The organism is Thermodesulfobacteriota bacterium (assembly GCA_040755095.1).
Lineage (GTDB): Bacteria > Desulfobacterota > Desulfobulbia > Desulfobulbales > JBFMBH01 > JBFMBH01.
In genome coordinates this window covers 1-26784 of the sequence record JBFMBH010000020.1, presented here as the reverse complement: position 1 = coordinate 26784, position 26784 = coordinate 1, and the positions used below count along the sequence as shown (strand labels likewise).

Here is a 26784-nt window from a genome sequence, read left to right as displayed (position 1 = left end):
TTTCTTCTGGCCCTGGCGGCTGAGGGCGCTGTATGATGCCCCCGACCCCCCCATCGTCCACAGAGTGCCCTGCGATTGCCACCAGTTGTCTGGCGGCCGGATCGGCGCACGATTCTGCTACGATCGCACCAGGAGGAAGGCCATGAGTGAGCCAGGATCAGAGTCGAGGCACAGACCGGATGCTTCCAGGCCGGCAGCCATGGATTTCTCGACCCTCAAGAAGGAGGTAGCCCGCTGCAAGAGGGAATTCAAGTTCGGCCAGGCCCGGGCCTTGCTGGAGGAGAGCCGGCCGGAGGGCTTGCCTCCGGGCCGCCAGCGGGACTGGCTCTTCCAGCAGCTCGCCCTGTGCACCTACAAGGACGAGGAGCTGCCGCCCCTGAAGCGCTTCCGCGACGGTCTGGCCATCCTCGATACCCAGCTCCGGCTCCGGGACCCCGGATGCCGCGATCCGGAGACCCTGGGCCTGGCGGGCGCGGTCTACAAGCGGCTGTGGGAGCATGGCGGCCAGCTGGAGCACCTCCATACCGCTCTGTCCTTCTACCGCCAGGGCTGGGCGAGAGCGCCGGCAGAGGACCGGGGCTACTGCGGCGCCAACGCTGCTTTCATCCTGGACCTCCTGGACCATCGGGCCCGGCGGCTGGCGGCCCGGGAAGGGTTGGTGGGCCAGGCCGGCTCCTACGCCCAGGAGGCGAAAGACTTGCGCCGCAGCATCCTGGCCCGGCTCGCCGATCTGCCGGCCGCTCAACCCGCCGGCCAGACGGACTACTGGCTCGCGGTCACCGTGGCGGAATGCCATTGGGGGCTGGAGGAATGGGAGGAGGCCGGGGTCTGGTTGGCCCGGGCGGCTGCCACCAGCCCTGACGAATGGACCCTGCAGTCCACGGCCAAGCAGCTGGTGGCCATCGCCCGGCTGCAGGGTATCAACCCGCCCGCGGCGGAGGTGCAACGGCCGGCCTGGCATCCGGCCTGGCAGGCCCTGGCAGAGCTTCTCGGCAAGGACACTCGGGCCGCCCTGGGCTGCCACCGGGGCAAGGTGGGGCTGGCCCTTTCCGGCGGCGGCTTCCGGGCCGCCCTCTTCCACCTGGGCGTCCTGGCCCGGCTGGCGGAATGCGATGTCTTGCGGAGCGTCGAGGTCCTGTCCACGGTCTCCGGCGGCAGCATCGTCGGCGCTCATTACTACCTGGAGCTGCGGCGGCTCTTGCAGACCAGGACCGATGGCGAGATCAACCGGGAGGACTACGTGCTCCTGGTCCAGCGGCTCATGAAGGACTTCCTGGCCGGGGTCAGCGAGAACCTGCGGGTCCGCGCCTTCACCAATCTGGCGGACAACCTGCGGATGATCTTTCTGTCCGGCTTCAGCCGCAGCAACCGCATGGGCAGGCTCTACGAGCGGCACCTCTACGCCCGGGTGCGGGACGGCCATGCCCCGGGTGATCCCCGCCCCCTGCGGGACCTCCTCATCCATCCCCTGCAAACGCCTTTGCAGCCGGCGGCCGCCGCGGATCTGGACACCGCCTTCAAGCCGAAGTTCTCCAACTGGCGGCGCGAAGCGAAGGTGCCGATCCTGCTCCTCAACACCACCTCCCTCAACTCCGGCCACAACTGGCACTTCACCGCCTCCTGGATGGGCGAGCCGCCCGGCCTTCTGGGGGAAGAGGTGGACGTGAACGAGCGTTACCGCCGCCTCTACTACCACCAGGCACCTTCCGAGGAGCTGCGCTCCTGCCCCCTGGGCTACGCGGTGGCTGCCTCCGCCGGCGTGCCCGCCCTCTTCGAGCCCCTGGTCCTGGAAGGGCTCTATCCGGGCCGCACGGTGCGGCTGGTGGACGGCGGCGTGCACGACAACCAGGGGGTGGCCGGTCTCCTGGACGAGGGCTGCACCCTCATCCTGTGCAGCGATGCCTCCGGCCAGATGGACGACCAGGCGGATCCTGCCAGCGGCATGCTCAGCGTCTTCTATCGCTCGGACAGCATCCTCCAGGATCGGCTCCGGGAGACCCAGTACCAGGACCTGGCCAGCCGGGTGGACAGCCATGCCCTGGCCGGCCTCTTCTTCATCCACCTCAAGCAGGAGTTGGAGACGGCGCCCATCGACTGGATCGGCTGCCAGGAGGAGAAGCCGGAGCCGGTCCGCTCAACCGCCACCAGCTACGGCGTCGACCGGGCCATCCAGCGCCGGCTGTCCGAGATCCGGACCGATCTCGACAGCTTCACCGAGGTGGAGGCCTATGCCCTCATGGCCAGCGGCTACCAGATGACGACCCGCCAGCTGCACAAGCTGGACGCGGAGCATCGCCTGGCCGAGCCGAATAGCCGGTGGGGCGGCTTCGACGTGGACGCCCCTGGCCACAGCCCGGTCGCTTGGCCCTTCAAGCCCCTGGTGGAGATCATGGCCAAGGAGCCGGAGAGCTCCGACCTGCGGCGCCAGGATCTGGAGCGACAGCTGGCGGTATCGCGGGATCTCTTCCTGAAGGCCTGGAAGCTGTCGGCTGGCCTGCGCCGCGGTGCCATGCTGGCTGCCGTCATCCTGGTGCTCGGCGGCGCCTGGTATGTCTTCCGGCACTGGTCGGACCGGCTGAGCTTCGGCATCGATCTCACCCTGGGCGCTGCGGTTGGCTTGGTCCTGTTCCTGATCATGGCCGCCGTCTGGCCGGTCCTGAAGCTCCTGGATCCGGCCGCGGCGGGCCGCAGCCTGGCCGTCAAGCTGGCCATGGCCGCGGTGGGCTGGCTGGGGTTCAATGTCCACCTCAAGGTCATCGATCCGTTCTTCTTGCGCCGTGGCCGATTGGCCCGTCTGTTGCGGCTGCCGGTCAGGTGAGCCGACCCCGGGCCCAACCCGGCGCCCCGTGGTCTCCTGTTCCTCCCAACCCCTTGGAGAGAGCTGCCCTGTGAGCCAAGCCATCGACACCCCCTTCGGCCCTTACACCCCCCAGGTCCCCTCCCAGCGGGAGATGGACCGGGCCCAGGCCCTCATGGCAGACGCCCTGGAGGCCATTGCCGAGCTCAACCACGATGTGTGGGCACAAGCCCGCATCGCCGACGGCTGGCGGAACGGCCCCAAGCGGGACGACGCCAGAAAGCTTCACCCCTGCCTGGTGGCCTACCGCCATCTGCCGGAAGCGGAGAAGGAGTACGATCGGGCCACCGCCCGGGTGGTGCTGGCAGCCCTGATCGGGCGGGGTCTGATCCGGGCCGGTTGAGCTGCACCCCGGCCCGGTCGGCCAGCACGGGGCCTTGCGGGAGGCGTTGCAGGCTACTGGAAAGGATGCGGCAGGGTGGGCCCCCAGTTCTGGTCCCGCCGGCTGCGGCCAAGCATCTTCGACTTTGTTACACGGAAGTCCGAAGACAGGTTCGATCCTGTTACATGGATTCGCAAAACCATTGTTATGGAATGGGGCATGCGCAGGCGTAACATAGCGACATTCCTTCATGAATGGAAAACGAAGCCGGGCAGGAAGCCCGTGGTCACGCGCGGGGCGCGCCAGGTGGAAAAGGCCTCGTCCGTGCCCGGAGGCCGGGCCTGGCGATCAATCAGCACAAGGGGCGGGGTGATGGACCGGAAGGGACAACATGGACCCAATGGACAGGATGGACAGCGGGAACGGGACGGGCGGGAGCCGCTTATCCGCAAGCACGGTGGATACCGGCAGCTCAAAAGCTTCCAGGTGGCGCAACTGGTGTACGATGTCACGGTGCGCTTCTGCGACCGCTACATCGACCGGCGCAGCCGCACCCATGACCAGATGGTGCAGGCGGCACGCTCCGGGGTGCAGAACATCGCCGAGGGCAGCCTGGCGAGCGCCACCTCCAAGAAGACCGAGCTGAAGCTGACCAATGTCGCCCGTGCCAGCCTGGAGGAGCTGCGTCTCGATTTCGAGGACTTCCTGCGGCAGCGGGGACTGCCGCTTTGGGAGCCAGCCGACCCGCGCCGCCAGGCCCTGGTGGCCCGGCGCTGCGCCAGCGCCGACGAGGTGGCCGCCTGGCTTGCGGAGAGCCACCATCCCGATCCTCCGTCCATGGAGTCCATGCCGTCCATCGGGTCCAGCACGTCCATCTATGCCGGACCGGCCGCCAATGCCGCCCTGGTCCTGATCGGGGTGGCGGTGGCCCTGCTGAGCCGTCAGATTGCCGCCCAGGCCAAGGATTTCGAGCAGGAGGGCGGCTTCACCGAGCGGCTCTACCGGGTCCGCCAGAGTCGGCGGCGGGAGGGATGATGGCGGCTGCGAGCCTCTCTGGCACCGTGCCAGCGGTGGACTCTGTCGTGTTGAGGCGGGGGGGCACCTCGACGGCCTCCCCCTTGATTGTGCTGTGCGGGCGATATCCCTTCCGGCAGGCTGACAAGGGCGCAGGCCGCACAGCGCCACAGACCACCCTCTCCCCGAAGGTACCGCCGAGGGCGGGGTTGCAGCCAACGATTTCTCAGGTAGTTCTGTGCGCAGCCTCTGTCAGCCATGGGTGAGAGACCATGAGCCCAAAAACCGTCTTCATCAGCTACCGCCGGGATGACACGGGGAAGTCCTTCGCCAGAAATCTGAAGCAGGGGTTGACCCACCGGGGCTACGACGCCTTCCTGGATGTGGACGACATGCCCCCCGGGCACTGGGATGAGCAAATTCCCGACGAAGTCCGCCACCGTTCCCATTTCCTGCTGGTCTTGACTCCCGGTGCGCTCGACCGGTGCGATCATGAGGACGATTGGGTGCGGCGGGAGTTTGAGATCGCCGTCACAGCCGGGCGGAACATCGTGCCCGTGCACGGGGAATCGGTGGATCCCGGGAAGCTGCGCCAGGCTTGCCCAGAGTGCATGAAGGGCGTCTTCCGTTACCAGTGTTGTCCCATCCGCCATAAAGGCTTCGAGAAGGACATAGACGAGCTGGAAAGTCGGTTTATCCCCAGGCACAAAGCTCCAGGTCCCGTCACTCCACATGGACCTCCCCCCCTGCCCGCCGCCGGCTTACTCCTCACTGGCGGACTCGTCTCGGGGTTACGGGGATCCCTTGACGTGCCACCGCCGCAGCTGGGCGGCCACCGTTGGGACGAACAGGTGCCTGCCGCTGAAGCTCTGACGAATCAGAGGCTCACCGCAGCCCTCCCTCGAGGCCTGTGTCATCTGCTCAAGGCGCGGGCCTGCCTGGTCGACCCAGGGGGGAGCGGGACGGCGACCACAGATGGAGCCGGAGAGATTGAGCAGGCTCTGGACTTTCTCCGAAAGTCCGGGTTCAACGAGTTTGTGGTGCGGGCACTTCTGATCCGCGCTCGCTTTGCCTCCCTTGACAATAGACCGCAAGACGCACGGACGGACATCCAAAACGCCCGGGAGATCGCCACTGGGCAGAAAATGGCGCTCAATTCGGCGGAAGTTGATCTGGAAGAAGCTGTATTCCTTGCCCAGCTTCCCGACATGCAGGAACAGGCACGTCAGGCGATTCGAAAAGCCGTCCACCGGCTGGAAGAGCTGGACTACGGCCGTTTGCTTCCCCGAGCTCGGCAACTGGCCCAAAGCCTCGGTGTTCTTTCCCACACCTGACCTCGGTGCCGAAATTCGAGAAGCGAGGTGTGCTGGAACTGGATGCCCACCTCCTCCCGGAAGGCATCGGTGGGCGGTCGGCCCTTGTAGAGAACCTCGCCGGCAGTAGGCGGGATGATCCCTTCGATGACCTCGAGGGCGGTGCTCTTGCCGGCGCCGTTGGGGCCCAGGAGGCCAAAGCAGCTGCCCCGGCGGATGGAAAAGCTTACCCCCGGCCGTGCCGCGGGCAGCGGTGCACGAAGGCTGGGGATGGGAAGCTCCGGGCTAGCGGACGCCCAGGAGCTCGACGTCGAAGATGAGATCGGCGTTGGGGGGGATGACGCCGCCGGCACCCCGGGCGCCGTAGCCCAGGGCGGCGGGGATATAGAGGGTGCGCTTGCCTCCCACCTTCATGCCCGCCACCCCCTGGTCCCAGCCCCGGATCACCCGGCCGGCGCCCAGGGGAAACACGAAGGCCTGCTGGCGGTCCACGGAGCTGTCGAATTTTTTCCCTCTCGTGCCAGCCCCCTCGTCCAGCCAGCCGGTGTAGTGCACCTCCACCTGCTGGCCGGACTTGGCCTCGGGCCCGCTGCCCACCGTGCTGTCCTCGTAGCGCAGCCCCGAGGGCAAGGTCTTCATCTCTGCTTGTGCCTGTGCCATGGTCAGGAATACCCCCGCAATGATGCCGCAGATGATCCGTGTCATGATGCTCCTCCTGGAGTTGTCTTCCGGCCGCCGGGGAACAGCCCCCGCCCCGGATGCCGGCCCGCGGCGCAACGCCGGCCCAGGGAGCCCCACCGGAGCACGCCGGCGAAGCGCCGGCGCGGGAGCGAGGTCAACGGTGTCTGAGGTTGCCCGGGCTGTTGCCACCCGGACCGCGAATCGCCAGCCTACCACAGGCGCCGGGCCTCGGCCAGCCACGAGGCCTTGGCACTGCCTGCCAACCCTTGACGGAGACTCCGGCGCTCTGCTAGAAGAAGCCAGGCCGGCCGGAGTGCCGGCTCCGGGTACCCCTCCCATCTGCCAAGGAGCCCAGCCATGCCTGCTGTCCTCGCTCTCATCCTCCTGACCGTCCTGGCCCCCCCCGGTCTTGCCGCCGACACCAGCCTCACCTGGCATGGCCATGCCAGCTTCGAGATCACCACCCCCAAGGGCGTAAAGCTCATGATCGACCCCTGGCTCAGGAACCCGGCCAATCCCCGGACCGCGGAGGGCCAGGATCCGGTGGCCGAGGTGAGCCGTCTGGACTACATCCTCATTACCCACGGCCACTCGGACCACGTGGGGGATGCGGTGGCCCTGGCCAAGAAGACCGGCGCCCGGCTGGTGGCCCTCTTCGAGCTGGGCCAGACCGCGGCCCGCCTGCTCGGCTATCCGGCGGAACAAATGGGCTACGACACCCTCATGAACATCGGCGGCGAGATTACGATCGCCGGCGGCGAGGTGCGGGTGGCCATGACCCCGGCCGTCCACTCCGCCGGCATGGCCAATCCCGATGACGACCAGGACGAGGCGCCCTTTGTCTATGCCGGCAGCCCGGTGGGCCTGGTGGTGAGCATAGAGGACGGGCCGACCTTCTACCACAGCGGCGACACCGCCTTCTTCTCGGACATGGCTCTGATCGGCGAGCTGTGGCATCCGGATGTGGCCCTGGTGCCGGCGGGCGGCCACTTCACCATGGAGCCCGCCCTGGCCGCCCGGGCCGCCGCCGCGGTCAAGGCCCGCTGGGCGGTGCCCCACCACGTCGCCACCTTCCCGGTCCTGGCCCAGGACACCTCGGCCTTCGTGGCTGCCGCCGAGAAGCTCGGGGTGCAGCCGCTCCTCATGCAGCCCGGCGAGACGGTCCGCTTCACCGGCCGGCAGCTGCAAGCCCCCGCCGCCAAGCCCTGAGCAGCCCCTCCTCCTCGCTCCCCATCCCCCCTCGGGGTGGGGGGGGGGGTGGGGGGGGCCACCCCCCCCCCCCCGCCCCCCCCCCCCCCCCCCCCCCCCGGGGGGGGGGGGGGTGGTTTCGGCTCCCCCCCCCCCCCCCCCGACTCCCCTTCCGCCTAGCCCCGCTTAGGCCAAATTAGTGCCCCTGCCGTATTGGGTCTTCCCCGACCGGCCAGTATAGTGCGGCCCTGGTCCTTTGTTCGCCCTTTCCCCATCGGCCAGCGCTGGCCGCGCAACTGTGCTCACCAAACGAGGGAGATCAGCATGCCCCGCTCCGGCCTTGTCTGCCGCCTCCTGCTTGCGCTGCTCGTCACCGTTGCCATTCTTCTGCCCGCCCCGGCTGGGGCGGTGATCGATCACCGGTCTGCTCCCGGTGATCGCCCCCATGTCCCGGGGGAGCTGCTGGTCAAGTATCACCAGAAGCTCCCGAAGAAGGACCAGGAGAAGAAGAGGCGGCAGAAGGGGCTCACCAGGATCCGCGGGCTCAAAAGGCTGGGGGTGGAGAGGGTGCGGCTGGCGCCGGGGGTCGATGTCCGGACCGCCCTGGCGGAGCTGCGCCAGGATCCGGAGATCGAATACGCCGAGCCCAACTATCTCGTCCACGCCCTGGAGGTGATCCCGGACGATCCCCTCTTCCCGGAGCTGTGGGGCTTACGCAACAGCGGTCAGACCGGCGGCACGGCCGGCCGGGACATCCGGGCCACCGGGGCCTGGTCGGTCGAAACCGGCGATCCGGGGGTGATCGTGGCGGTGATCGACACCGGGATCGACATCGGCCACGAGGACCTGGCGGCAAACCTGTGGACCAACGACCGGGAAGCGGAGGGAGATGCCAACGGCGACGGCTGCCCGGGCCTATGCGGGGTGGATGACGACGGCGACGGCCTGGTGGACGAGGACCGGGCGGAGCAGAGCCGTTTCCTGGCCGGCGGGGTCACGCCCAACCCGGCCTGGCAGAACGATCTGAAGGACGATGACGACGAGAACGGCTATGCCGACGATCTCCACGGCATCAACGCCATCACCGGCACCGGCGACCTCATGGACGACCATGGCCACGGCACCCACTGCGCCGGCACCATCGGCGCGGCCGGCAACAACGGCCTCGGGGTGACCGGCGTCAACTGGCAGGTCCGGCTCCTGGGCTGCAAGTTCCTGGGCCAGGACGGCTACGGGGCCATCAGCGATGCCGAGGAGTGCATGGAGTACGTACTGGCCATGGCGGAGCGGGAGCCGGTGGTGGCCACCAGCAACAGCTGGGGCGGCGGCGGTGCTTCCGCGTCGTTTCAGGCCATGATCGGGCTGCACCAGGAACAGGGCATCCTCTTCATCGCCGCTGCCGGCAACGACGCCCATGACCTGGAGGCCAGGCCCGACTGGCCGGCCAGCTACGACAACCCCAACGTGCTGACCGTGGCCGCCCTGGACCACGACGACCAGTTGGCCTGGTTCTCGAACCATGGCCGGCGCTCGGTGGATGTGGGCGCACCGGGGGTGAATATCCTGTCCAGCGTGCCGCAGCTTTCCGGGCTTCTGTCCGACCCCAGCGGCTACCGCCATCTGTCCGGCACCTCCATGGCCACCCCCCATGTTGCCGGCCTGGCCGCGCTCCTGGCGGCGGCCTCGCCCCGGATCGCCGGCACCTGCTCCCTGCCGGGACTGGCTGCTGCCGGCGCCTGTGCCGCAGCCGGCGGCAGCTGGACGCCGGCGCCCGCCGGCTGCAGCGACGGCATCTCTCTGACCCCGGCCGAGTGCGCCGCGGCCCGGGGGGTGTGGACCGAGGCCGGACAGCTGGGGTGGCTGGCGATCAGGAACCGCATCCTGGCCACCGGCGACCCGACCCCGGCCCTGGCCGGCCGGAGCGTCACCGGCCGGCGGGTCAATGCCGCCAACGCCCTGGTCTGCCCGGAGGATCCGGTGCACGCGGTCCTGGATGTCCCGGCCGCCCCGGTTGCCGGCCGCCAGTATGCCCTGTCGGCCTTGAGCCTGTCCTGCGGCGCTGCGACCGGCGAGGTCACGGTCCTGACCGCGGGCGGCTCGGCCATCGGGCTGGCGGATGACGGCCAGGGGGGCGACGCCCTGGCCGGGGACGGGGTGTTTACCGGGCTTTTTACCGCCACCAGCTCCAGCGAGCGCTTCGATTTCGTGTTCAGCGACCAGGGCAGCACCGTGGCCTTCGAGACCATCGTCTCGCCGCCCTTTTCCCTCGCCACCGACCGGCTTTTCCATCTGCCGGCGGGCCAGCCGGCCAATCTGGAGATCCTGGCCAGCGGCGGCCGCACGCCCTACACCTGGACGATCACCGCCGGCCGCCTGCCGGACGGCCTGTCCTTGGCCGGCTCCAGCTCCCGGGCGAGCATCAGCGGCATCCCCACCCGCCCGGGGACCTTCCCCTTCACGGTCACGGTCGGGGAAGGCTTCGGCACCGTGGTCAGCCGGGAGTACACACTCACGGTCTACCAGGATCTGGCCATGCCGCTCCTGGAGCGCACCCTCTCCCCGGCCGGCATGAGCCAGATCAACGATCTCGTGGTGGATGCCGCCGGCAACCGCTATCTGGCCGGCTGCCAAGAGACCGACACCGGCCTGGATTGGCAGGTGGTGAAGCTCGATTCTGCGGGGCAGGTGCTCTGGCAAGACCGGTACAACGGCCCGGTGGGAAAGAGCGAGTGCGCCGAGGGGCTGGCCCTGGCCCCGGACGGCAGCGTGCTCGTGGCCGGCTGGCAGGATCTGCAGGCCTACTCCCGGCAGCTTCTGGTGCGCAAGCACGATCCGGCCGGCCGGCTGCAATGGGCCTATGCATCCTCCCCCGGCGTCCAGGATTTCGGCCACGGCATTGCCGTGGATGCCACCGGTGCCGCCTACGTGGCAGGCACCCTGGCCGGCAACCTTGCCCTCATCAAGCTGGCCGGCGATGGCGTCCTGGCCTGGCAGCAGACCCTGGACTCGGCGGGCCTGGAGGACCAGGGCTTCGGCGTGGCCCTGGACGGCCAGGGCGGGGTATGGGTGACCGGCCGGGCCGCCAACGGCAACACCGGCGCCGACCTCCTGGTGGCCAGGCTCGACACCGGCGGCGTCCTCCAATGGAGCCAAACGTACGACGGCGACGGCAACGAATACGGCCTGGCCATCGCCATCGACCGCTGGGGCGATGCCTATGCCACCGGCTACCAGACCCGGGGGGCGGTTGCGGACCTGTTGACCGTCAAGCTGTCGGCCGCAGGCCAGGTGCTCTGGGCCGCGACGTACGACAGCGGCGGCAACGACATGGCCATGGACGTGGCCGCCGGCAGCGACGATGCGGTCCTGGTGGCCGGCAAGAGCGGCAGCAGCCGCGGCGAGGATCTCTTCCTCCTGGCCTACGACCGGGATGGCCAGCTCCTGGGCGGCCAGCGCCGGGACCTGGCCGGCTATGACGAGACCGCCACCGCCCTTTGCGAAGACCGGACCGGCCGGCTGCAGGTGGCCGCTGCCGGACCGTACGCCCATCTGCTGACCTTCGACCGCCAGCCCGGCGTCCTGGAGATGACCGGCCTGCCACTGCCGGCCGGCACCGCCGGCGCCGGCTACCAGCACACCCTCACCGCCCGCTACGGCCAGCCGCCCTACACCTGGCAGCTGGCCGGCGGCAGCCTGCCGGCCGGCCTCAGCCTGGACCCGGACTCCGGCCGCCTCGCCGGCACCCTTCCCAGTGCCGCTGCCGGCACCAGCTCCAGCTTCCAGGTGACGGTGACTGATGCTGCCGGCGCCACGGCCCAGGCCGCCCTCGTCATCCCGGTCGCCATGCACGCCGAGCTGCTGGGCACCTTCCTGCCCGGGGAGAGCACTGGCCTCGTCGTGGATGCCGGCGGTGCCCTCTATGTGGCCGGAGCGGTGACCAGCCAGTCCCACGGCGCGGTGACCAGATTGGCCGCAGACGGCAGCGTCCTGTGGACAACGGTGGTGCCGATGGGTGCCTCCTCCCGGCTCACGGATCTGGCGCTGGACCCGGAAGGCCATGTGGTGGCCGTGGGCGGCAGTGACAGCGACTTCCTGGTGGTGAAGCTTGATCCTTCCGGCCAGGTGCTCTGGTCCCGGCCGCTCCTGCCCCGGCCGGGCGGCGTGCTGAGTCCCGGCCTGCGGGGGGTGGCGGTGGATGGCGAGGGCAACATCTACGCCGTTGGCTCGGCCCTGGGCGCCGCCGGCGGCGAAGCCCTCACCGTCAAGCTGGACCGGGACGGCAACGAGCTGTGGCGGGATCTGCGGCCAGGCCTGGGCAACGACCTCGCCCTCGATCCCGGCGGCGCGGTGATCGTGGTGGGCACCGCCTTCGGCACCGGCCGCATCCTGCTGAGTCGGTTTGCGCCGGACGGCAGCTGCCTGTGGTCCCGGCGCTCCTTTGTGGCCGAGGCCAGAAACGTGGCCGTGGCACCCAGCGGGGAGATCGGCGTCGCCGGCCGCACCCGCTACGGCGGCCACTTCTTCCTGGCGGGGTTCGATGCCAGCGGTCAGCTCCGGTGGGACTATTTCGCCGGCAGCAGCGACAACGGCGACCCCTTCCGGGCGGTGGCCGCCGATGACCGGGGCCGCCTCTTCTTCAGCGATTCCTCGGTAGCCGCGGCCCTGGCGGCGGGCGACGGCAGCCGCCAGTGGCAGGCCGACGCCGCCGGCCAGATACCCCAGGCCATGGCCCTGGACAGCTGCGGCAACGGCTATGTCCTGTACCGCAGCTATTCCTGGTATGGGATCAGGAAGTACGCCAACCAGGGCCCGCGCATCGCGCCGCCGGCCCTGGCCGCCATCAGCGCCGGCCAGCCCTGGCAGGCCAGCCTGACCGTAGGCTGCGGCAGCGCGGCGGTGCTCTGGCAGGTGGTGGCCGGGGCCCTGCCGCCCGGCCTGACCCTGGATCCGGCCAGCGGCCGGATCACCGGTCAGTGCGCTACCGTGGGCACCTACCGGATGGTCATCGAGGCCAGGGACGCCCATGGCCTGGCCGATCACCTGGAGCTCGACCTGACGGTGGTCTACCCGCCGCCGACGGCCCTGAACCAGACCCTGGTGCTGGCCGAAGACACCCCCATCCAGGGCGAGCTGCTGGCCGAGGACCCCTCCGGCCTGCCGCTCACCTTCGCCGTGACCGGCCAGGCCAGCCACGGCACCGTGATCCTGGACGATGCCGCTACCGGCGCCTTCACCTACACCCCGGCGCCGGATTTTTCGGGCAGCGACAGCTTCCAGGTCCAGGCGGACAACGGCTTCGGCCTCTCCAACCCGGCCTTCGTCTCCCTGGAGGTGACGCCGGTCAACGACCCGCCGGTCTTCCGGGGCGGGCCGGCCACGGTGGCCAAGGTCGGCCATCCGTTCCAGTCGAAGGTCGCGGCCACGGATGTGGATGGCGATCCCCTGGTCTTTGCGGCGGCCAACCTGCCGGCCTGGGCCACGCTGGCGGCGGACAGCGGGCTCCTGTCGGGAGCGCCGGGGATGGCCGACCTGGGCACCACAGCAGGCATCGTCATCACGGTGAGCGACGGCCAGGCCACGGCCACCCTGCCCGCCTTCGACCTCAGGGTGGCGGCCGTGGAAACGGCCTGGCGCCAGACCGGGGTGAGCAGCCTGTTCGCCCCCCGGGGGGTGGCGGTGGCCCCCCAGGGCAACGTCGTCCTGGCCGGCGGCTCGGGGCTGGAGAAGTACGCCCCCAGCGGGCAACGGCTCTGGGCCCTGCCGGCCGACTACCTCACCGGCGTGGATATCGATTCAGCCGGCAACATCGTCACCGTGGCCACCACGGCCAGCGGCCAGATCGAGACCAGCAAACGGGACCCGGATGGGGGCGTTCTGTGGCAGGCCCTTTACGGCCCGGCCGGCGGCGGCTTTATGGGCTTCGCGGTGCGGGTCGACAGGGCGGGCAACGTCTATGCCGGCGGCGCCAGCCACAACGGCGTCGACGCCGATGCCCTGGTGCTCAAATACAGCCCCGACGGCGCCGGGTTGTGGGCGACCACCCATGACAGCGGCGGCAGCGACCTGGTCTTGGCCCTGGCTGTGGACCAGGCCGGCACGGTCGTGGCTACCGGCACCGCCGGTGCGGGCAGCGCCGAGCAGGCCATCCTCACCATGAGCTGCGACGAGGCTGGCCGGCAGCAGTGGAGCCACCAGGCCCGGGTGGGGACCTGGGGCGGCCCCCAGGGCAACGCCGTGGTGACCGACGGGGCGGGCCACGTCTATGTGGCGGCCCAGCAGTACAACCTCAGCTCGGCACCGCCCTGGCTCCTCAAATACGACGCCCAAGGCCAGCTGCTGTGGGCCCGGGATTACAGCCAGGAGACCGGCGAGGGCCCCTTTTACGGCCTGACCATGGACCCGGCCGGCAACCTTCTGGCGCTGGGGGCCTATAACCGGTATGACCTGGCCCTGGCGATGCTGGACAGCGAAGGCACCATGGCCTGGCTGGCCTTCTACGATGGCGGCGACTGGGACTATCCGGCAGCCCTGGCCCTGGACGGCTGCGCGGTCTATCTCGCCGGCCGGTCGGTCGTCGCTGGCGCCTGGCAGCCCCTCCTGGTCAAGTATGCCCTGGTGGCGAGCGTGCCCCAGACCCAGGACGACGCCTGGACCACCCTGGAGGACCAGGCGGTAGCGGGCGTCCTCACTGCTGCGGACAGCGGCTGCCCGGCACCGGCCTTCCGCCTGGTGGCGGACGGCCTCCTGGGCCACGCCGAGATCACCGATCCGGCCACCGGCGCCTGCACCTACACCCCCAACCCGGGCGCCACGGGGCACGACCAGTTCACCTTTGTGGCCGACAACGGCCTGGTCTCCAACGTCGGCACCGTGCAGGTGACTGTCACGGCCGCGAACCGGGCGCCGGCCATCAGCGGCACCCCGGGCATCTCGGCCCGGGTCAACGAGCCCTATGCCTTCACCCCCCTGGCCAGCGATCCGGACGGCGATGCGCTGGCCTTCTCCATCGCCAACCGGCCGGCCTGGGCCAGCTTCGACCCCGCCACCGGCACCCTTGCCGGCACCCCCACCACCAGCCAGGCCAGTATCACCCGCGGGATCGTCATCACGGTCACGGATGGCCAGCTGACCGCGACCATGCCGGCCTTCGACCTGGCGGTGACCACCATCGCCGTCACCCGGGCCCGCTACCAGAGCCGGACCCTGTCGGTGCGGGCCACCAGCGCCTACGGTGCCGATGCCGCTCTGACGGTGGCCGGTTTCGGGCCCATGACCTGGAACGCCTCCCAGGGCCGCTGGGAGCTGACGGTGCGGAGCCTGTCCGCGACGGCGGCACCGGCGACGGTCACCGTCGCCGGGCCGGAAGGCACCGCCAGCCGGGCGGTGCAGTGGGGTGGCGACTGAGAAGGAGATGAGCACCGCGTCTTGCGCGCCGGCCCGCCGCCCAGGAACGGGGGGCGGAGCCGGCGGCCTGGATCAGGGCCGACACCAGATCATCCAGCTGGTGGGGCTTGGGGATCACCTTCCAGACCCCCTGGGCCAGGGCCTCCTCCGCGGAGGCCAAGTCGTTCCAGCCGGTGGCGGGCCTGGTGCACCTCAGCCGAACAGCTCCTCCAAGGAGGTGGCGGTAAGTATCCGGCCGCTCCAGCGCTCCAACTCCTCCTGGCTGGCGGTCTCCAGCCGTTGCCGGACCTCTGCTGAGGCCGGGCCAAACTTCAGCTCCACCTGCCGGAACAGGATCACGGCTTGGCCCTTGGCCATGCCCTTGGCCATGCCCTTGGCCATGCCCTGGGCCATGCCCTGGGCCATGCCCTGGGCCATGCCCTGGGCCATGCCCTCCTCCATTCCCTGGCGCTGCCATTCCCTGGTCCATTCCTTGACACGTTCCGCAAGCATGCTCTTCACCTCCTGAAGGTCCCCGACTTCCGGGATGATGGCCCCTGGCATGCGGCCAGGCAACAGCACCCGCCTCATCCACACGGTGAAGGACCGGCGGATGCTGGCTTGCGCGGGAGCTGCCAGCCAGGCGATGAGGTTCTCCAGCACCCGGCTGATGTCCGCCGGGGTTCGGCTGTTCTCGAGGCGGAACAACGCTGCCACCAGGTTGCGCAAGGGGGCGAGCTCGGCCTCCTGGTAGCGGCCTTCATCCAGGAGCAGGTAGCGGACCTCCGGCCGGTACGCCGCCAGGCCACCTGGGACCGGGACGATGAGGTCCCGGATGTTGGTGGCCGCGGTCCAGCGAGGGTCGCCGTTGTACAGTACCACCGGCAGCACCGGCGGCAACTGGCCGCCCGTGCTCAGCCAGCCTTGCCGGATGATGTCCTGATACAAGAGCGCCAGGTAGGCCATGATCCGGACGGCCATGAACCGGTCCACGGACGACTGGAATTCGATGAGCAGGTAGACGAACAGCCACTCCTCACCCCAGCGCACCCGCCAGACGAGGTCATCCTCCCGCTCCCGGAGGTCGTCGGCAACATAGCTGCCGCTCACCCGCTCCAGGGTGGCAAGATCTAGTTGGGCCACCCAGTCCTCCCGGACGAAGCCGACAAGAAGATCGGCGATCATCTCCCGGTGGGAAAAAAGATGCTTGTAACCGCCATCATGGTCCATGACCTGAACATGCCTTTGTCGTTCGGGGATTGCAAGCGGAAAGCAGGGGTCGGTCAGGGGACGGGGCAGTCTCGGCAGTCATCACGGCGAGGCCATCCCCACCCGCAACAGTGAGGGCCAAAGCCGGCTGCTGTGGCGCCCCACCGGCACTGATCGTCCCGCAACGCAGGGCCACGTGGCACGGGTATCCCCAGTAGAGGCTGACCGTGTCTTACGCGCCGGCCCGCCGCTCAGGAACGGAGGGGGGAGCCGGCGGCCTCGAGCAGGGCAGACACCAGATCATCCAGCTGGTGGGGCTTGGGGATCACCTTCCAGACCCCCTGGGCCAGGGCCTCCTCCGCGGAGGCCAGGTCGTTCCAGCCGGTGGCCAACAGTACCGGCAGGTGCGGCCGGATGGCGTGGATGGCCTGGCAGAGCTCCAGACCGGTCATGATCGGCATCCGCTGGTCGGTGAGCACGACATCAAAGCCGTCCGGCATCTCCTGGAGCCGCTCCAGGGCCTGGTCCGCCCGGAAGCAGGCTGTGACCTCGAACCCGAGCCTCTGGAGGGTCATCCTCCAGACGGAAAGACTCATCTCCTCGTCGTCCACATACAGCACGCGAATGCCTTTGGCCGGCATAGGCTCTCCCTCCCCTTCCTGTTGTGATGCGGGCAGGCGCCCTGGGGCATTCTCCTCTGGCAGAAAGACCAGGAAGCGGCTGCCTTGACCGGGCCGGCTGTGCACCTGTACACCGCCGCCATGGGCCAGGACCACCCCGTGGGCCATGGCCAGCCCCAGTCCCGTCCCCTTGCCCAGTGCCTTGGTGGTGAAGTACGGCTCGAAGATTCTCTGCCGGGTCGCCTCGTCCATGCCTGAGCCGGTATCCGTCACGGTCAGCCGCAGGTAGGTGCCGGCTGGCAGGCTCAGGGGGACCTCCGCGGCGGCCGGCAGCTCCGCCCGGTCCAGGCGCACCTCCAGGGTCCCCCCGCCGGCCATGGCCTGTTGGGCATTGGTGACCAGATTGAGGACCACCTGCTGGAGCCCGGCGGGGTCGCCGAGCACCGGTCCGCAGGCCTGGTCCAGCTCCTGATGGAGGGTGATCCCCGGCGGCAGGGCACCGGACACCCCACGCAGGGTCTCGGCCAGGAGGTCCTGCAGCCGCACCGGCACCCGCTCGCCGGTGGGCTGCCGGCTGTAGGCCAGGAGCTGCCGCACCACGGCCGCCGCACGGCTGCCAGCCTGGGCGATGCCGTCCAGGCTCTCCCGCAGTGGTCCGGCTGCTTCCGCCTCCAGGAGCGAGAGCCGAACATGGCCCTCGATGATGTTGAGGATGTTGTTGAAGTCGTGGGCCACGCCGGCGGCCAGCCGGCCGACGGCCTCCAGCTGTCGGGCCTGCCGCAGCTCCCCCTCCAGCCGTTGGCGCTCGGTGATGTCCCGCACCACCGCCACCACCCGGTCCAGGACACCGGACCTCCCCTGCCGGCTCAGACGAAGCTCGGCCAGGATCTCGCCACCGGCACGATGGGGCAGGCGGAGATGGAGATCCGTACTCGCTCGCCCGTCCCGGAGCACTTGCAGCCCCCGCTCCACCCGCTGGCGCTCGCCCTCCGGCACCAGGGCATCAAGGGGCCTGCCGACGACATCCTGGGGCCGGTGTCCAGTCAGGGCCTCCCAGGCGGGATTCGCGGTCAGGATGAGGCCGTCGGCACCGAGATGGAGCACCCCGTCTTGCATCGTCTCCACCAGTCCCTGGTAGCGGCTGCGGGCCTCTTCGGTGCGCCGCAGCAGGGTGAGCACGAAGTAGCTGAGAAAAGGGGCGACACAGGAGGGGATAATCACCGCCCGCACCAGCCCGGCGGTCTGGAAATCGCCGGTGAGCCGGGTGAGGAGGAGATAGAGAAGAGGGGAAACGGCAACCGCCACCAGGCTGATGGCCGCCACCCCCGGGACCATACCGATTCTGGCCAGGGCGCTCAAGTCCACGACACAATCCGTTCCTTCAGGGGAGATGTCCTCGCTGCTCCGGAAAAAAGCCGCTGCCCGCACCAACAAAAAAGGACCTGACCGCGGGTGGGCCAAGTCCTTGGATGCTGCTGGTGCACCCGGAGGGATTCGAACCCCCGACCTACGGATTCGTAGTCCGGCGCTCTATCCAACTGAGCTACGAGTGCATGGATCCGAGTCATATACCCCAATTGCCTGGATTCGGCAAGAAGAACCCGGTCAGCGCCGATACCGGCATCCGGCCGCCGGGACCACGCCCCCGCCGGCGGGGGATCGACCGACCGCCGCGTCAGCTTTGGCGTCCTCCAGCGCGTCGGGCGGCAACGCGGGATTGAGCTGCGCCAACGCATCGCGCAGCCGCTGGGCGAGCACCACCTCGCCGTAGTCGCGCCGCTCGGCCGCTGGCATGTCCGGCGCGAGGTCTGGGGCCGTGGGCGATGCGCCAGCCGATCGCCTCCAGCCACGCGAGGGCGGCCTGTTCGACGACGGATTCGGTGAAAGCCATCACCCTTTCCCCTCCATGATCGTCCACACGCGGTGGTAGCTCGCTCCACGCTCGCCAAGCGCACGGCGCCAAGTGTCGACGGTCGAAGCACGCAACCGATTGCGTATGACGTGCAGTGACTCGCTCGCCGTGACTCCGAGAGCGGTCGCCAGTGGCGTGGCGGCAGTTCGTGGCACACCGAGAAGGCGCAGTGCTACCGCTTCGTCCGAGTTGACCCCGTAGTAGACGCGAGCCGGCAAGTTGCGGAGCGTTCGTTGGTCATCTTCCGACATCGACTCGAGCGTGTCGCCGACGGTGAGCGACTGCAGGGCCGCCAAGCCCCAGGACGCCGTCTGCGTGAGGCGGCCGAAGATGCTTCGGCAGCATCGCGTCATGGCATCGACGGGGTCCGAGCCGTCCCCTCCTGCACGGCCCGCCGTCCTGAAGTACTTGGTGGCCATCTCCGGAAGCGGTCGGCCTTGCACCCAGTCACAGATGATTCGAGCGAGCGTGTCCCCGTCCGGCTGCGTCCCGCCGGTGACTTCCCGAAGCGGCTCCCGCAGCTCGGGAACCCGCAGCAGAATGCCCATCATCTGCTGCAAGTTCGCGCGTTGTGACGTGAACAGGTCCGGCGACCAGACCGCACTGGTCACGCCCGCTTGATTGAGACGGACAAGCGTGTTCGAGACGGACTCCCACGAGAACCCTGTCGCATCGACAAGCTTGAGTGGCTGCCCCTTGATGCGCTCGGCGTAGTTGTAGACCCCCTGCACAAGGCTGTCGGCCCATCCCTTGTGGCTCTTGCGGAGCGCCTGGAAGCCGAGAGTGCCGCGCAGCACCTGTTCGACCTGTGCAGCGAAGCGCTCATGGCTTCCGATCTGCCGATAGGTGTGGGCGAGGTATTGGAGGAACGACGACCAGCCCGGCTGCCACGCGAGCGACTCCAGCCGGAGCAGGTCGCCACTTGCCGCGACCTGCTGAACGAGGTCGACGAGGGTCGAGTTGAGCGAGCCAACCGACCGTGCGATGAACGTCTCGAGCTGCCTGGCCTTTGCCTCATCATGCCCGGCCAGCGCGACGATCCCGAGGTCGCCCTGGTCGACGCGCCCTGTGCGGCCGGCGATGTTCCAGAAGTCCTCGGGGGGCATGTCCTGGCCGTAGGGGTACTGGTGGCTCGCGAACACCACGCCGGAGACTGGGAAGTTCACCCCCTGGGCGATGGTGGTCGTGGCCACGAGCGCCCTGAGCAATCCTTGTTGTGTCATCCACTCGACAAGCGTTCGTGTGTCTTCCGAGAGCCCGGCGTGATGGACGCCGATCCCGTATTCGAGGAGCGTCGTCAGTGGGAAGTCCGTACCCATCTCGTCTTCGAGGAAGCGCTGGATCTGGGCGAGATCCCCGCTCGATACGATGCCCCGGTTCTCTTCGACCTTGAAAGCGTTCGCGATCCCCCAGCTGTTGCGCGGCTTGTCCACGAGCACGATGACCGTCCCTCGCCGCTGGAGCAGGTGCGCCGTGGCCGCTGCGAGCTTGCCAGGCGATCCTGATACGTCGGACCAAGCGAGACCCAAGGGACGACGATCCGCGAGCTCGAGCTCCTCGGGGATGCTCAGCGTGTTCCGCGACGTATGTCGCGTGACCAATCGAATGCCGAAGTCACCGCGCCTGGTTCCCCGGACAGGCTTGGCGATGGCGATGATGCGATCGTTGGGGCTCCAGTCGACGCCGAGCTCGATGTTCCTGTTGCTGTCGGGCGAGAGCCACCGAGCGATCTCGGCGGCGTTGCGGACGAACGGCGTGAGGAGCAGGAACTGCGCGTAGCGGCACTCGCGGTTGATCGTGGCAAGCAGCAGCTCCAGCTTCAGCCCGCGGGCCTGCGACGCAAGGCCGTGGGCTTCGTCAACGACAACCAGTGTGAGCGGGCGACCGATCTTCGTCTCCCACTCGCTACGGAGCATCAGATCCAGCTTCTCCGGCGTCGTGACCAGGACGCGGAATTGCCGCTTCGCGTCCTGATCCGTGAGCATGTCTGCCTCCAGCCCATCGATCTCGAGCGCGGGGCTCACCTTCTCCACCACGATCCCAAGCGGCACGAAGTCGCAACGGAGCCGTAGCGCAAGCTGGTTGACCAGTGCACGTGTGGGCGCGAGGTACGCGACCCAGCCGCGCTCATGGTCGAATTGGTTCAACGCCTGCAGAATGCGGAACTCTGCAATGAACGTCTTGCCACTCGATGTCGGGAGGCTCACCACGACCGAGCGGTGTCCCGACCCAAGCAGACCTTGCTCCCGAAGCGTGCGCCGCTGTGGTGGCAGCATCTCGAAGATCGGCTGCTTTCTCTTTCTTGCCATGACGGATTCGACGAACTTTGTGACGCGGCTGTTGACTGCGCGGGTCACCATCCAGATGCTATTGTCCGCGAGCGTACGCGCCGTTCGTCCAAGCAGCCGCGCCAGCGTCTCACGCTCCATCAGTCGCCCTTTCGCGGCGGTGCTGATCGCGCGGTCGAACTGCGCTTCGAGTTGCTCGCGCACGTCGTAGTGGCCGTCGACAGGTCCTTGAGCAAGATAGGTACCGAGAATCTCGGCTGCTTTCGCGAGGTGGTACTGTGACATCAGATCCCATGCCGGGCGTACATCCTTGTTCCGCTCTGCCTTGGCAAGAAACGTCGCCTCGCCTTCCCGCTGCTCGGCGCGCAGTCGAGCCACCGCGCTCTGAACACCGTCGAGGTCCTCCCAGCCCTGCTTCCGCAGCAGACGCAGCCAGATTTCGTAGATGGTCCGCTCGACGCGTTGTCCCCAGCCCTCGGCGGGTGCCGGCGCAGGGAACATCACGCCCGCAAGGATACGACGAACGTCGGCTCCACGGTCACCTCCATACATCACGTTGGGAGGAGCCGTTGCCTCGGACGATGTCTTGACCTCGCCGAACGCGAGCCAGATGCTGCCGTCGAGTCTGCAGAACCCTACGAGGTCGGTGCCTGGCAAGCTCGCTCGGGGCGTCCGGCGATCACGAACCGTGTTCCACGGCCAGTGGAGCTCGCGGCCCGAATCGCTCTGGAGCGCACACTCCGCGAGCGCCTCACCGACTTCCCATCCCTCCGGATCAGGGACGGCACGAAGCAGGCGCTCGACCTGATCAATGGACATGTCAGTGGTGGCCAACCCTCGCAAATCAGCTTCGAACCCCGAATCCGCATCGGCGACTCGCGGCCGAACAACATCGCGGAGGAAAACGGCAAAACGCACGCGATCGTCAACGGCGCGCCCTTGCCAGGATACGCTCGCATACGTTGCCGAGTAGCTGACCTTGGATGCGAGGGCTGTGGACATCAGACAGCCCCCCCGATGAACTTTTCCGCGTCCTTCACCCGCAGGTCGCCGGAGATGCGCCTGGGCAACAGCGCGTCGCGCAAGGTGGCGAGACTCACCCCCCATACCCAGCCTTCTCCCGCCCCTGCCACCGGCCCACGCCCGGCGTGGCAGGTGCTGGCGGTGCGAGTGACTTGGGCCACTCCTGCCGGGTTCTTTCGCTTTGCCAAGCTCGACCTCACGAGACTACCGCGGACAAGTGCGCGCCGGGGGCGTCTCACCTCCCCGGTCCGCGAGGCCGATGATCCCGCGCCGGCCCAGCTCCCGGAGAAAGGCGGCCACCGGCAGCTCCGCCTCCCGGGGCTCCAGCCGGTGCTGGCGGGCAAAGGCCGCCGCCACCTCGGCCACCGTGCGGTGGCCGTCCACCAGGTCCCAGACCGCGGTGCCCAGACGGTCCAGATCCAGGGGCCGGCGCTGGGGGGAACCGGCCAGCCCCAGGCCCCGGACCAGCCTGGCCAGCCAGGGCCTGAGCTGCACCGGGTAGGACAGGCGCACCAGGCCGCCGGCCAGCCGCTCCTCGGCCACGGCCAGGCTGCGCACCGGCACGCAGGCCAGGGCCGCCATGCGGCCGGCGGGCGGCGGGCGGCCGCCGGCTTCAGACGAGGCCATAGCCTTGGCACAAGGACAGAAATTCGGCGGGTGGCAGGTCGGGCCCATCCAGGCGCGCCGCCAGGATGCGGTCGGCCGCCGGCAGCTGCCACAGGCGGGCCTGGGCCGGTACCGGACGGCGGTCGAGCAGGCGCTGCCACCAGGGCCGGGGCGGCCGTTGCCAGGCCAGGACCCCATCCGACCCCTGCCAGGCCGCAGCAGGAATCCCCAGCTCCTGGCCGGCAAACGCGGCCAGGCCGCCGGCCGCGGCCAGCCGCTCGGCGGCCAGACCCCACCGCCAGAGGAAGAGGTGGCGGCGGCCGGCGGCCAGGCGCAGCCGGAAGACCCCGGCGTCGAACCGGGACTGCCGCAGGATCCAGCCGGCCGGCAGCTCGGCCCGGATGTCGTACAGGCTCCACAGGGAGCGGTCGCGATCGCCCACCGAGAGCGAGGCGAGAAGGCGAGCCGCCAGGGTCGATGGCGCCGGCTGCCCCGCCGGGGTCAAAAACTGCACCAGGAGAGCGGTCCTGGTCTTATGGCAGAGGATCACCCCGCCCCAGCCGGCCCGCGTCCCGTCCTGCCAGGCGAAGCCGGCGGTCTGCCAGCGGTCCTGGCCGCGCCAGGCCGGCGGCCACGGCCAGGGCTCGGCCTGGCGCCTGGCCCGGCGCCATGCGGCCAGAAGCCGCTGCCGCTCCTTCTCCGGCTGCAGGCGCCGGCGGCCGGGCCACCACTTGACCTCGAAGACCGGCCCCGCCTCGTCCGCCAAGAGGAGGTGCCGGCGGCCCACCGCCACCGGCGCCCAGGTTGCGGGGGCCGAGAAGAGGAGCCCACTCCAGGCCAGCTGCCGCCAGCCGCTCCCGTCACCGGGGTAGGAGGTCATCCCAGGCGACCGCGCCGCCTTTCCTGCCGTCCTCGACCGGGGCTGCATGGTGGCGGTCGTGGCAGGCCATCTCCGCTTCCAGGAGGTGGGTGGCGGTGAGCTTCACGGAGTTGCCCATCTTCTGCTCCTCGTCCCGGGCGTTGTGCTGCAAGACGATGCTGATCCGGCTGCCGTCCGGCTCCTCGAAGGACCACTTCCAGGCCACCACCACCCCGAAGGGGTCGCCCCGCCACTCGTCCGGCTTGCCCAGCCGCTCCTGGTAACGCTTCAGCAGCTGGTCGAAATACGGCTTCGAGGCGTCGGCGTACTTGAGCTTGATGCGGACGATGGCGCCCGGCGCCGCGCAGGTGCCGTACCACACAACGCCGGTCTTGAAGCCTGGCCGCTCCCGGATCTCCACCTCGTGGAGGTATTCGGTGAAGCGGATCGGCTGGTCGGTGTCCATGGCCACAAGGTCCGGCACGCTGCCGACCGTCTGGCCCAGGGTGAGCCCGGCGATGCCCCGGGGGGCCGCTGCCTCGGTGGGGGCCATGGGACCGGAGAGGGTGGTGAGGGCAGCCAGGAGGACGAGAAATCGCATGCGCGGGTCTCCATGAGGAGGTCCTAGTAGGCCAGCCGGCCCAGGGACTTGGTGATCAGGGCAAGCCCCATGGCGAACATGCCGGTGAGTCCCATGCCGCAGGAAAAGCCAGCCAGGAGCACCGGCGCGTACTGGCGCCACATGACGCCGTAACGCTTGAGGAAAAAGAAGCGCCCGAGAAGCGCTCCCGCGACCTCCAGGAGGAGGCCGTGCGGGGTGGTCTGGCCCAGGCCCCGCACCACGCCGTAGACCAGGAGCACCGGCAGGCCCAGGAGCGAGAGGATGGCGTAGGTCAGAAGGCCAAAGCCCAGGCCCGCCGCCAGATGCAGCCCGTTCAAGGCCTGGAAGAACAGGGAGTTGCCCTCCAGGGTGGAGGTCTGCATCAAGAGGCTGTTCAGGGCCTGCAGATGCCACAGCTCCTGGGCGTAAGGATAGTTGGCGGAGGGGATGGGCGCAAGCCGCCAGATGAACTGGGAGAACAGAAGACTCGCCACCATGACCACCGGAAAGACGACCAGCTCCGCCTTGATGATGCCCCGGATGCTGGTGCCGGTGAGCTCGATCTGCCGGAAGTGCACGGTGGTCTCGCCGTAGTTGTGGATGGGGATGGGCGCGTACCAGATCTCGATGCCCTGGTAGCCGAAGAAGCGGGCGCCGGCGATGAAGCTGGCCTCCCGCACCAGGGGCAGGCTGACGAACTGGCCGGCAATCCCCTCCATGCGGGCGGTGATGTAGGAGACCACCGGTGTGTAGACGAAGCCGTAGAGGAGGAAGAAGCCCCAGGGGAAGGTGGGCACCAGCCACACCGACAGGCCCACATAGGCCAGGGTGGAGAAGACGTAGATGGCGATGGAGATCCAGAAGTTGAAGTCGCCGCGGCCCGGCGGCGGGGAGAACAGGTCCCGAAAGCTGCCCCGGTTGGGCCCCCGGCCGGAGGTGAAGGAGCGGATGACGTGCCAGATGCCGACCACAGCGATGGCCAGCCCCAGGCCGATGCCGAAGGAGAGGTAGAAGTCGAAGGTGTTGGCGAACACCGTGTCCACGGTGGCCATGCCGGGGTGCCAGCGGGAGAGGATGCCGTGCCGGTACAGGATGGGGTTGGCGATCATGGTGATGATGAGCCCCACCAGGCCGCCGATCACCGCCCAGAACGGCAGCACCATGCCGATGAAGACCAGCCCCAGATCCAGCTGCAGGCCGAAGGCCACTGCCGGCAGGATCGCCTCGGTGTGGCTGGTCAGCTCGACCCAGGGGATGGGAATGAGCCGGATCGGCTCGGTGAACATCAGGCCCGACAGGGTGGGCAGGAGGACATACAGGCCGCCAAAGGCAAGGCCGATGACGCCGCCGATGGAGAACACCCGCCACTTCCAGCTCTTGGCCGCGTCATCGGTGGATTCCGCCAGGGCCATGGTGCCCAGGGCCCCCACCGGCGCCATGGGGAAGGGCAGCTTCTCCACGTCGGAGGTGATGCGGTACAGGGCGTAGCCCAGGCCGAAATGGTCGATACGCTGGATGAGCTGCGCCCCCACCAGGAGGAGGATGGGGACCAGCCAGTCCCGGTGCAAGAAGGTGCGCTCAATAAGGGAGGTGGACTCCGGGGCCGGCGCCACCCAGGCCGGGATCAGCTCAGTCAATCCCAGCATCTTGGCCGCGTCGGACTGCACCAGGTACTGGCTCCACAACAGGCCCTGGAAGGGCGACGCCAGGGCGGCGCCGGCCATGTAGTAGAGAAGGAAGATCTCCTGCTGTTTCAGCTCGGTGTAGGAGCGCTTGGCGATCTCGGCAAAGAGGATGATCGTCACCCAGCGGGCCGCCGGCCCGATGCCGGAGCCGATCACCAGCTGCAGATACATGCTGCCGGGCATCATGAGAAAGCCGATGAAGATCGCCCCCACCACCGTCTTCCAGTCGAAGCCTTCGGCAAAGGTGGTGGGGGTCTTCACCAGATCCCGGTATTCGGCAAGCTCCTTGTCGTCGTACATGGGGTGGCGTCGTCCCGGCGATGGGAGGGATGGGATTTATGGGATGAATGGGATGGATCCCAGGCCAGACTCCATCCGAACCGTCCCTGCCGGTCCCTTCAATGTTGGACATTCCTTGTTGGACATTCGTTATTCGCTCCCCTTCAATCCGGCAGCACCAGGTAGCTGGCGTACGAAAACCAGCCGACCACCGCCCAGATGCCGCCCATGACCAGGTCGCCCACCACCAGGCCGATGAACAGGAGGCGCAGGCGGTTGAACAGGCCGATGCCGCCGTAGCGCATGACCAGGCTGTTGGCCAGCCAGCCCAGAAAACAGCTGAACCAGACCAGGCGCATGGCCGAGCTGTAGGCGGCCAGGTAGCCCAAGGGGTGCAGGGGCCACCAGGGAAAGCGGTGGTAAGCCACGACCAGGGCCAGCATCACCAGGCCGCCGATGGTGGCAAAGACCAGCACCCAGTGGCCGGAGTGGATGGGGGCCTCCACCAGCACCCGGACGTTCTCGTAGACCGTGAGGGTGGAGCTTAGTGCCCAGTCCATCTTGAGATCCCGGATGCCGTAGCGGTAGCAGAGGCTGAGCATGGCAGCGCCGGCCACCGCCACCCCGGCCACCAGGGCGACGACAAGACCCGCATGCACCAGGACCTGATTGCCGGCCCGCCGGGTGACCCGGCGGGCATGGAACAACGAGGGCAGGAGGGCCTCCCGCAGGTCCAGGAACAGGACCTTCTGGAGCACGGCGGTCATGAGCAGGCCGGCCTGGGTGAAGAAGCCGGGGCCGAAGAGGGCCAGGAGGCCGTCGCTGGGTGCCGCGGTGAGGGTGAAGTAGGCCAGGCCCCCCTGGCAGATGACCCGGCTGGCCACCAGGGTGACCATGAAGCCGGCGCCCAGGACCAGGACCGCCACCGGCACCGGCATGCCGAA

General features: G+C 68.8%; 18 protein-coding genes and 1 tRNA gene. 6 read left to right on the top strand and 13 right to left on the bottom strand.

Annotated elements, in window-relative coordinates:
- Positions 1–199 precede the first annotated feature (199 nt).
- From AB1634_05220 to AB1634_05205, 4 genes are all read left to right on the top strand, one after another.
- Complete coding sequence (locus AB1634_05220) at positions 200–2818, top strand: tetratricopeptide repeat-containing protein (GenBank protein ID MEW6218922.1); 2619 nt, start codon at positions 200–202, stop codon at positions 2816–2818.
- A 70-nt stretch (positions 2819–2888) separates the two neighbouring features.
- Positions 2889–3200, top strand: coding sequence for a RyR domain-containing protein (locus AB1634_05215; protein ID MEW6218921.1), 312 nt, complete (start codon positions 2889–2891; stop codon positions 3198–3200).
- 351 nt (positions 3201–3551) lie between these two features.
- Positions 3552–4214 (top strand): four helix bundle suffix domain-containing protein, encoded by a 663-nt coding sequence (locus AB1634_05210; protein MEW6218920.1) that lies wholly within the window; start codon positions 3552–3554, stop codon positions 4212–4214.
- 251 nt (positions 4215–4465) lie between these two features.
- Positions 4466–5527, top strand: coding sequence for a toll/interleukin-1 receptor domain-containing protein (locus AB1634_05205; protein ID MEW6218919.1), 1062 nt, complete (start codon positions 4466–4468; stop codon positions 5525–5527).
- On the opposite strand, the gene AB1634_05200 is transcribed toward AB1634_05205, so the two are convergent.
- On the bottom strand, positions 5461–5859 hold the full coding sequence (locus tag AB1634_05200) for an ATP-binding cassette domain-containing protein (GenBank protein MEW6218918.1): 399 nt from the start codon (positions 5857–5859) through the stop codon (positions 5461–5463). The two genes, AB1634_05205 and AB1634_05200, sit on opposite strands and share 67 nt — an antisense overlap.
- Positions 5792–6211, bottom strand: coding sequence for an FKBP-type peptidyl-prolyl cis-trans isomerase (locus AB1634_05195; GenBank protein MEW6218917.1), 420 nt, complete (start codon positions 6209–6211; stop codon positions 5792–5794). The genes AB1634_05200 and AB1634_05195 overlap by 68 nt, the downstream gene beginning before the upstream one ends.
- A 333-nt stretch (positions 6212–6544) precedes the next feature.
- Between AB1634_05195 and AB1634_05190 the strand changes: the two genes are divergently transcribed.
- Positions 6545–7396, top strand: coding sequence for a metal-dependent hydrolase (locus tag AB1634_05190; protein ID MEW6218916.1), 852 nt, complete (start codon positions 6545–6547; stop codon positions 7394–7396).
- Positions 7397–7699: 303 nt separating this feature from the next.
- Positions 7700–14779 carry a putative Ig domain-containing protein gene (locus tag AB1634_05185; protein ID MEW6218915.1) on the top strand — a complete coding sequence of 2360 codons (7080 nt, stop codon included), beginning with the start codon at positions 7700–7702 and terminating at the stop codon, positions 14777–14779.
- A 192-nt stretch (positions 14780–14971) separates the two neighbouring features.
- Here AB1634_05185 and AB1634_05180 read toward each other — a convergent pair whose 3' ends face one another.
- The 11 genes from AB1634_05180 to AB1634_05130 all read right to left on the bottom strand — a co-directional run.
- The gene (locus AB1634_05180; GenBank protein ID MEW6218914.1) at positions 14972–15988 is read right to left on the bottom strand and encodes an Rpn family recombination-promoting nuclease/putative transposase; all 1017 of its coding nucleotides are present in this window, start codon (positions 15986–15988) and stop codon (positions 14972–14974) included.
- Between the two features lie 230 nt (positions 15989–16218).
- The gene (locus AB1634_05175; protein MEW6218913.1) at positions 16219–17952 is read right to left on the bottom strand and encodes an ATP-binding protein; all 1734 of its coding nucleotides are present in this window, start codon (positions 17950–17952) and stop codon (positions 16219–16221) included.
- 111 nt (positions 17953–18063) lie between these two features.
- A tRNA-Arg gene (locus tag AB1634_05170) sits at positions 18064–18140 on the bottom strand.
- 52 nt (positions 18141–18192) lie between these two features.
- The gene (locus AB1634_05165) at positions 18193–18381 is read right to left on the bottom strand and encodes a hypothetical protein (GenBank protein MEW6218912.1); all 189 of its coding nucleotides are present in this window, start codon (positions 18379–18381) and stop codon (positions 18193–18195) included.
- A gap of 96 nt (positions 18382–18477) precedes the next feature.
- Positions 18478–21789, bottom strand: coding sequence for a DEAD/DEAH box helicase (locus AB1634_05160; GenBank protein ID MEW6218911.1), 3312 nt, complete (start codon positions 21787–21789; stop codon positions 18478–18480).
- Complete coding sequence (locus AB1634_05155; GenBank protein MEW6218910.1) at positions 21789–21998, bottom strand: hypothetical protein; 210 nt, start codon at positions 21996–21998, stop codon at positions 21789–21791. The genes AB1634_05160 and AB1634_05155 overlap by 1 nt, the downstream gene beginning before the upstream one ends.
- A gap of 16 nt (positions 21999–22014) precedes the next feature.
- Positions 22015–22437 (bottom strand): PqqD family protein, encoded by a 423-nt coding sequence (locus tag AB1634_05150; GenBank protein MEW6218909.1) that lies wholly within the window; start codon positions 22435–22437, stop codon positions 22015–22017.
- Entirely contained in the window at positions 22424–23296 is an 873-nt protein-coding gene (locus AB1634_05145; protein ID MEW6218908.1) for a hypothetical protein, read from the bottom strand. The genes AB1634_05150 and AB1634_05145 overlap by 14 nt, the downstream gene beginning before the upstream one ends.
- Positions 23277–23876, bottom strand: coding sequence for a hypothetical protein (locus AB1634_05140; protein MEW6218907.1), 600 nt, complete (start codon positions 23874–23876; stop codon positions 23277–23279). The genes AB1634_05145 and AB1634_05140 overlap by 20 nt, the downstream gene beginning before the upstream one ends.
- Positions 23877–23899: 23 nt before the next feature.
- Positions 23900–25861 carry a peptide transporter gene (locus tag AB1634_05135; protein ID MEW6218906.1) on the bottom strand — a complete coding sequence of 654 codons (1962 nt, stop codon included), beginning with the start codon at positions 25859–25861 and terminating at the stop codon, positions 23900–23902.
- 143 nt (positions 25862–26004) lie between these two features.
- The coding region (locus AB1634_05130) for a DUF6785 family protein (GenBank protein ID MEW6218905.1) at positions 26005–26784 on the bottom strand (780 nt) is incomplete at its 5' end.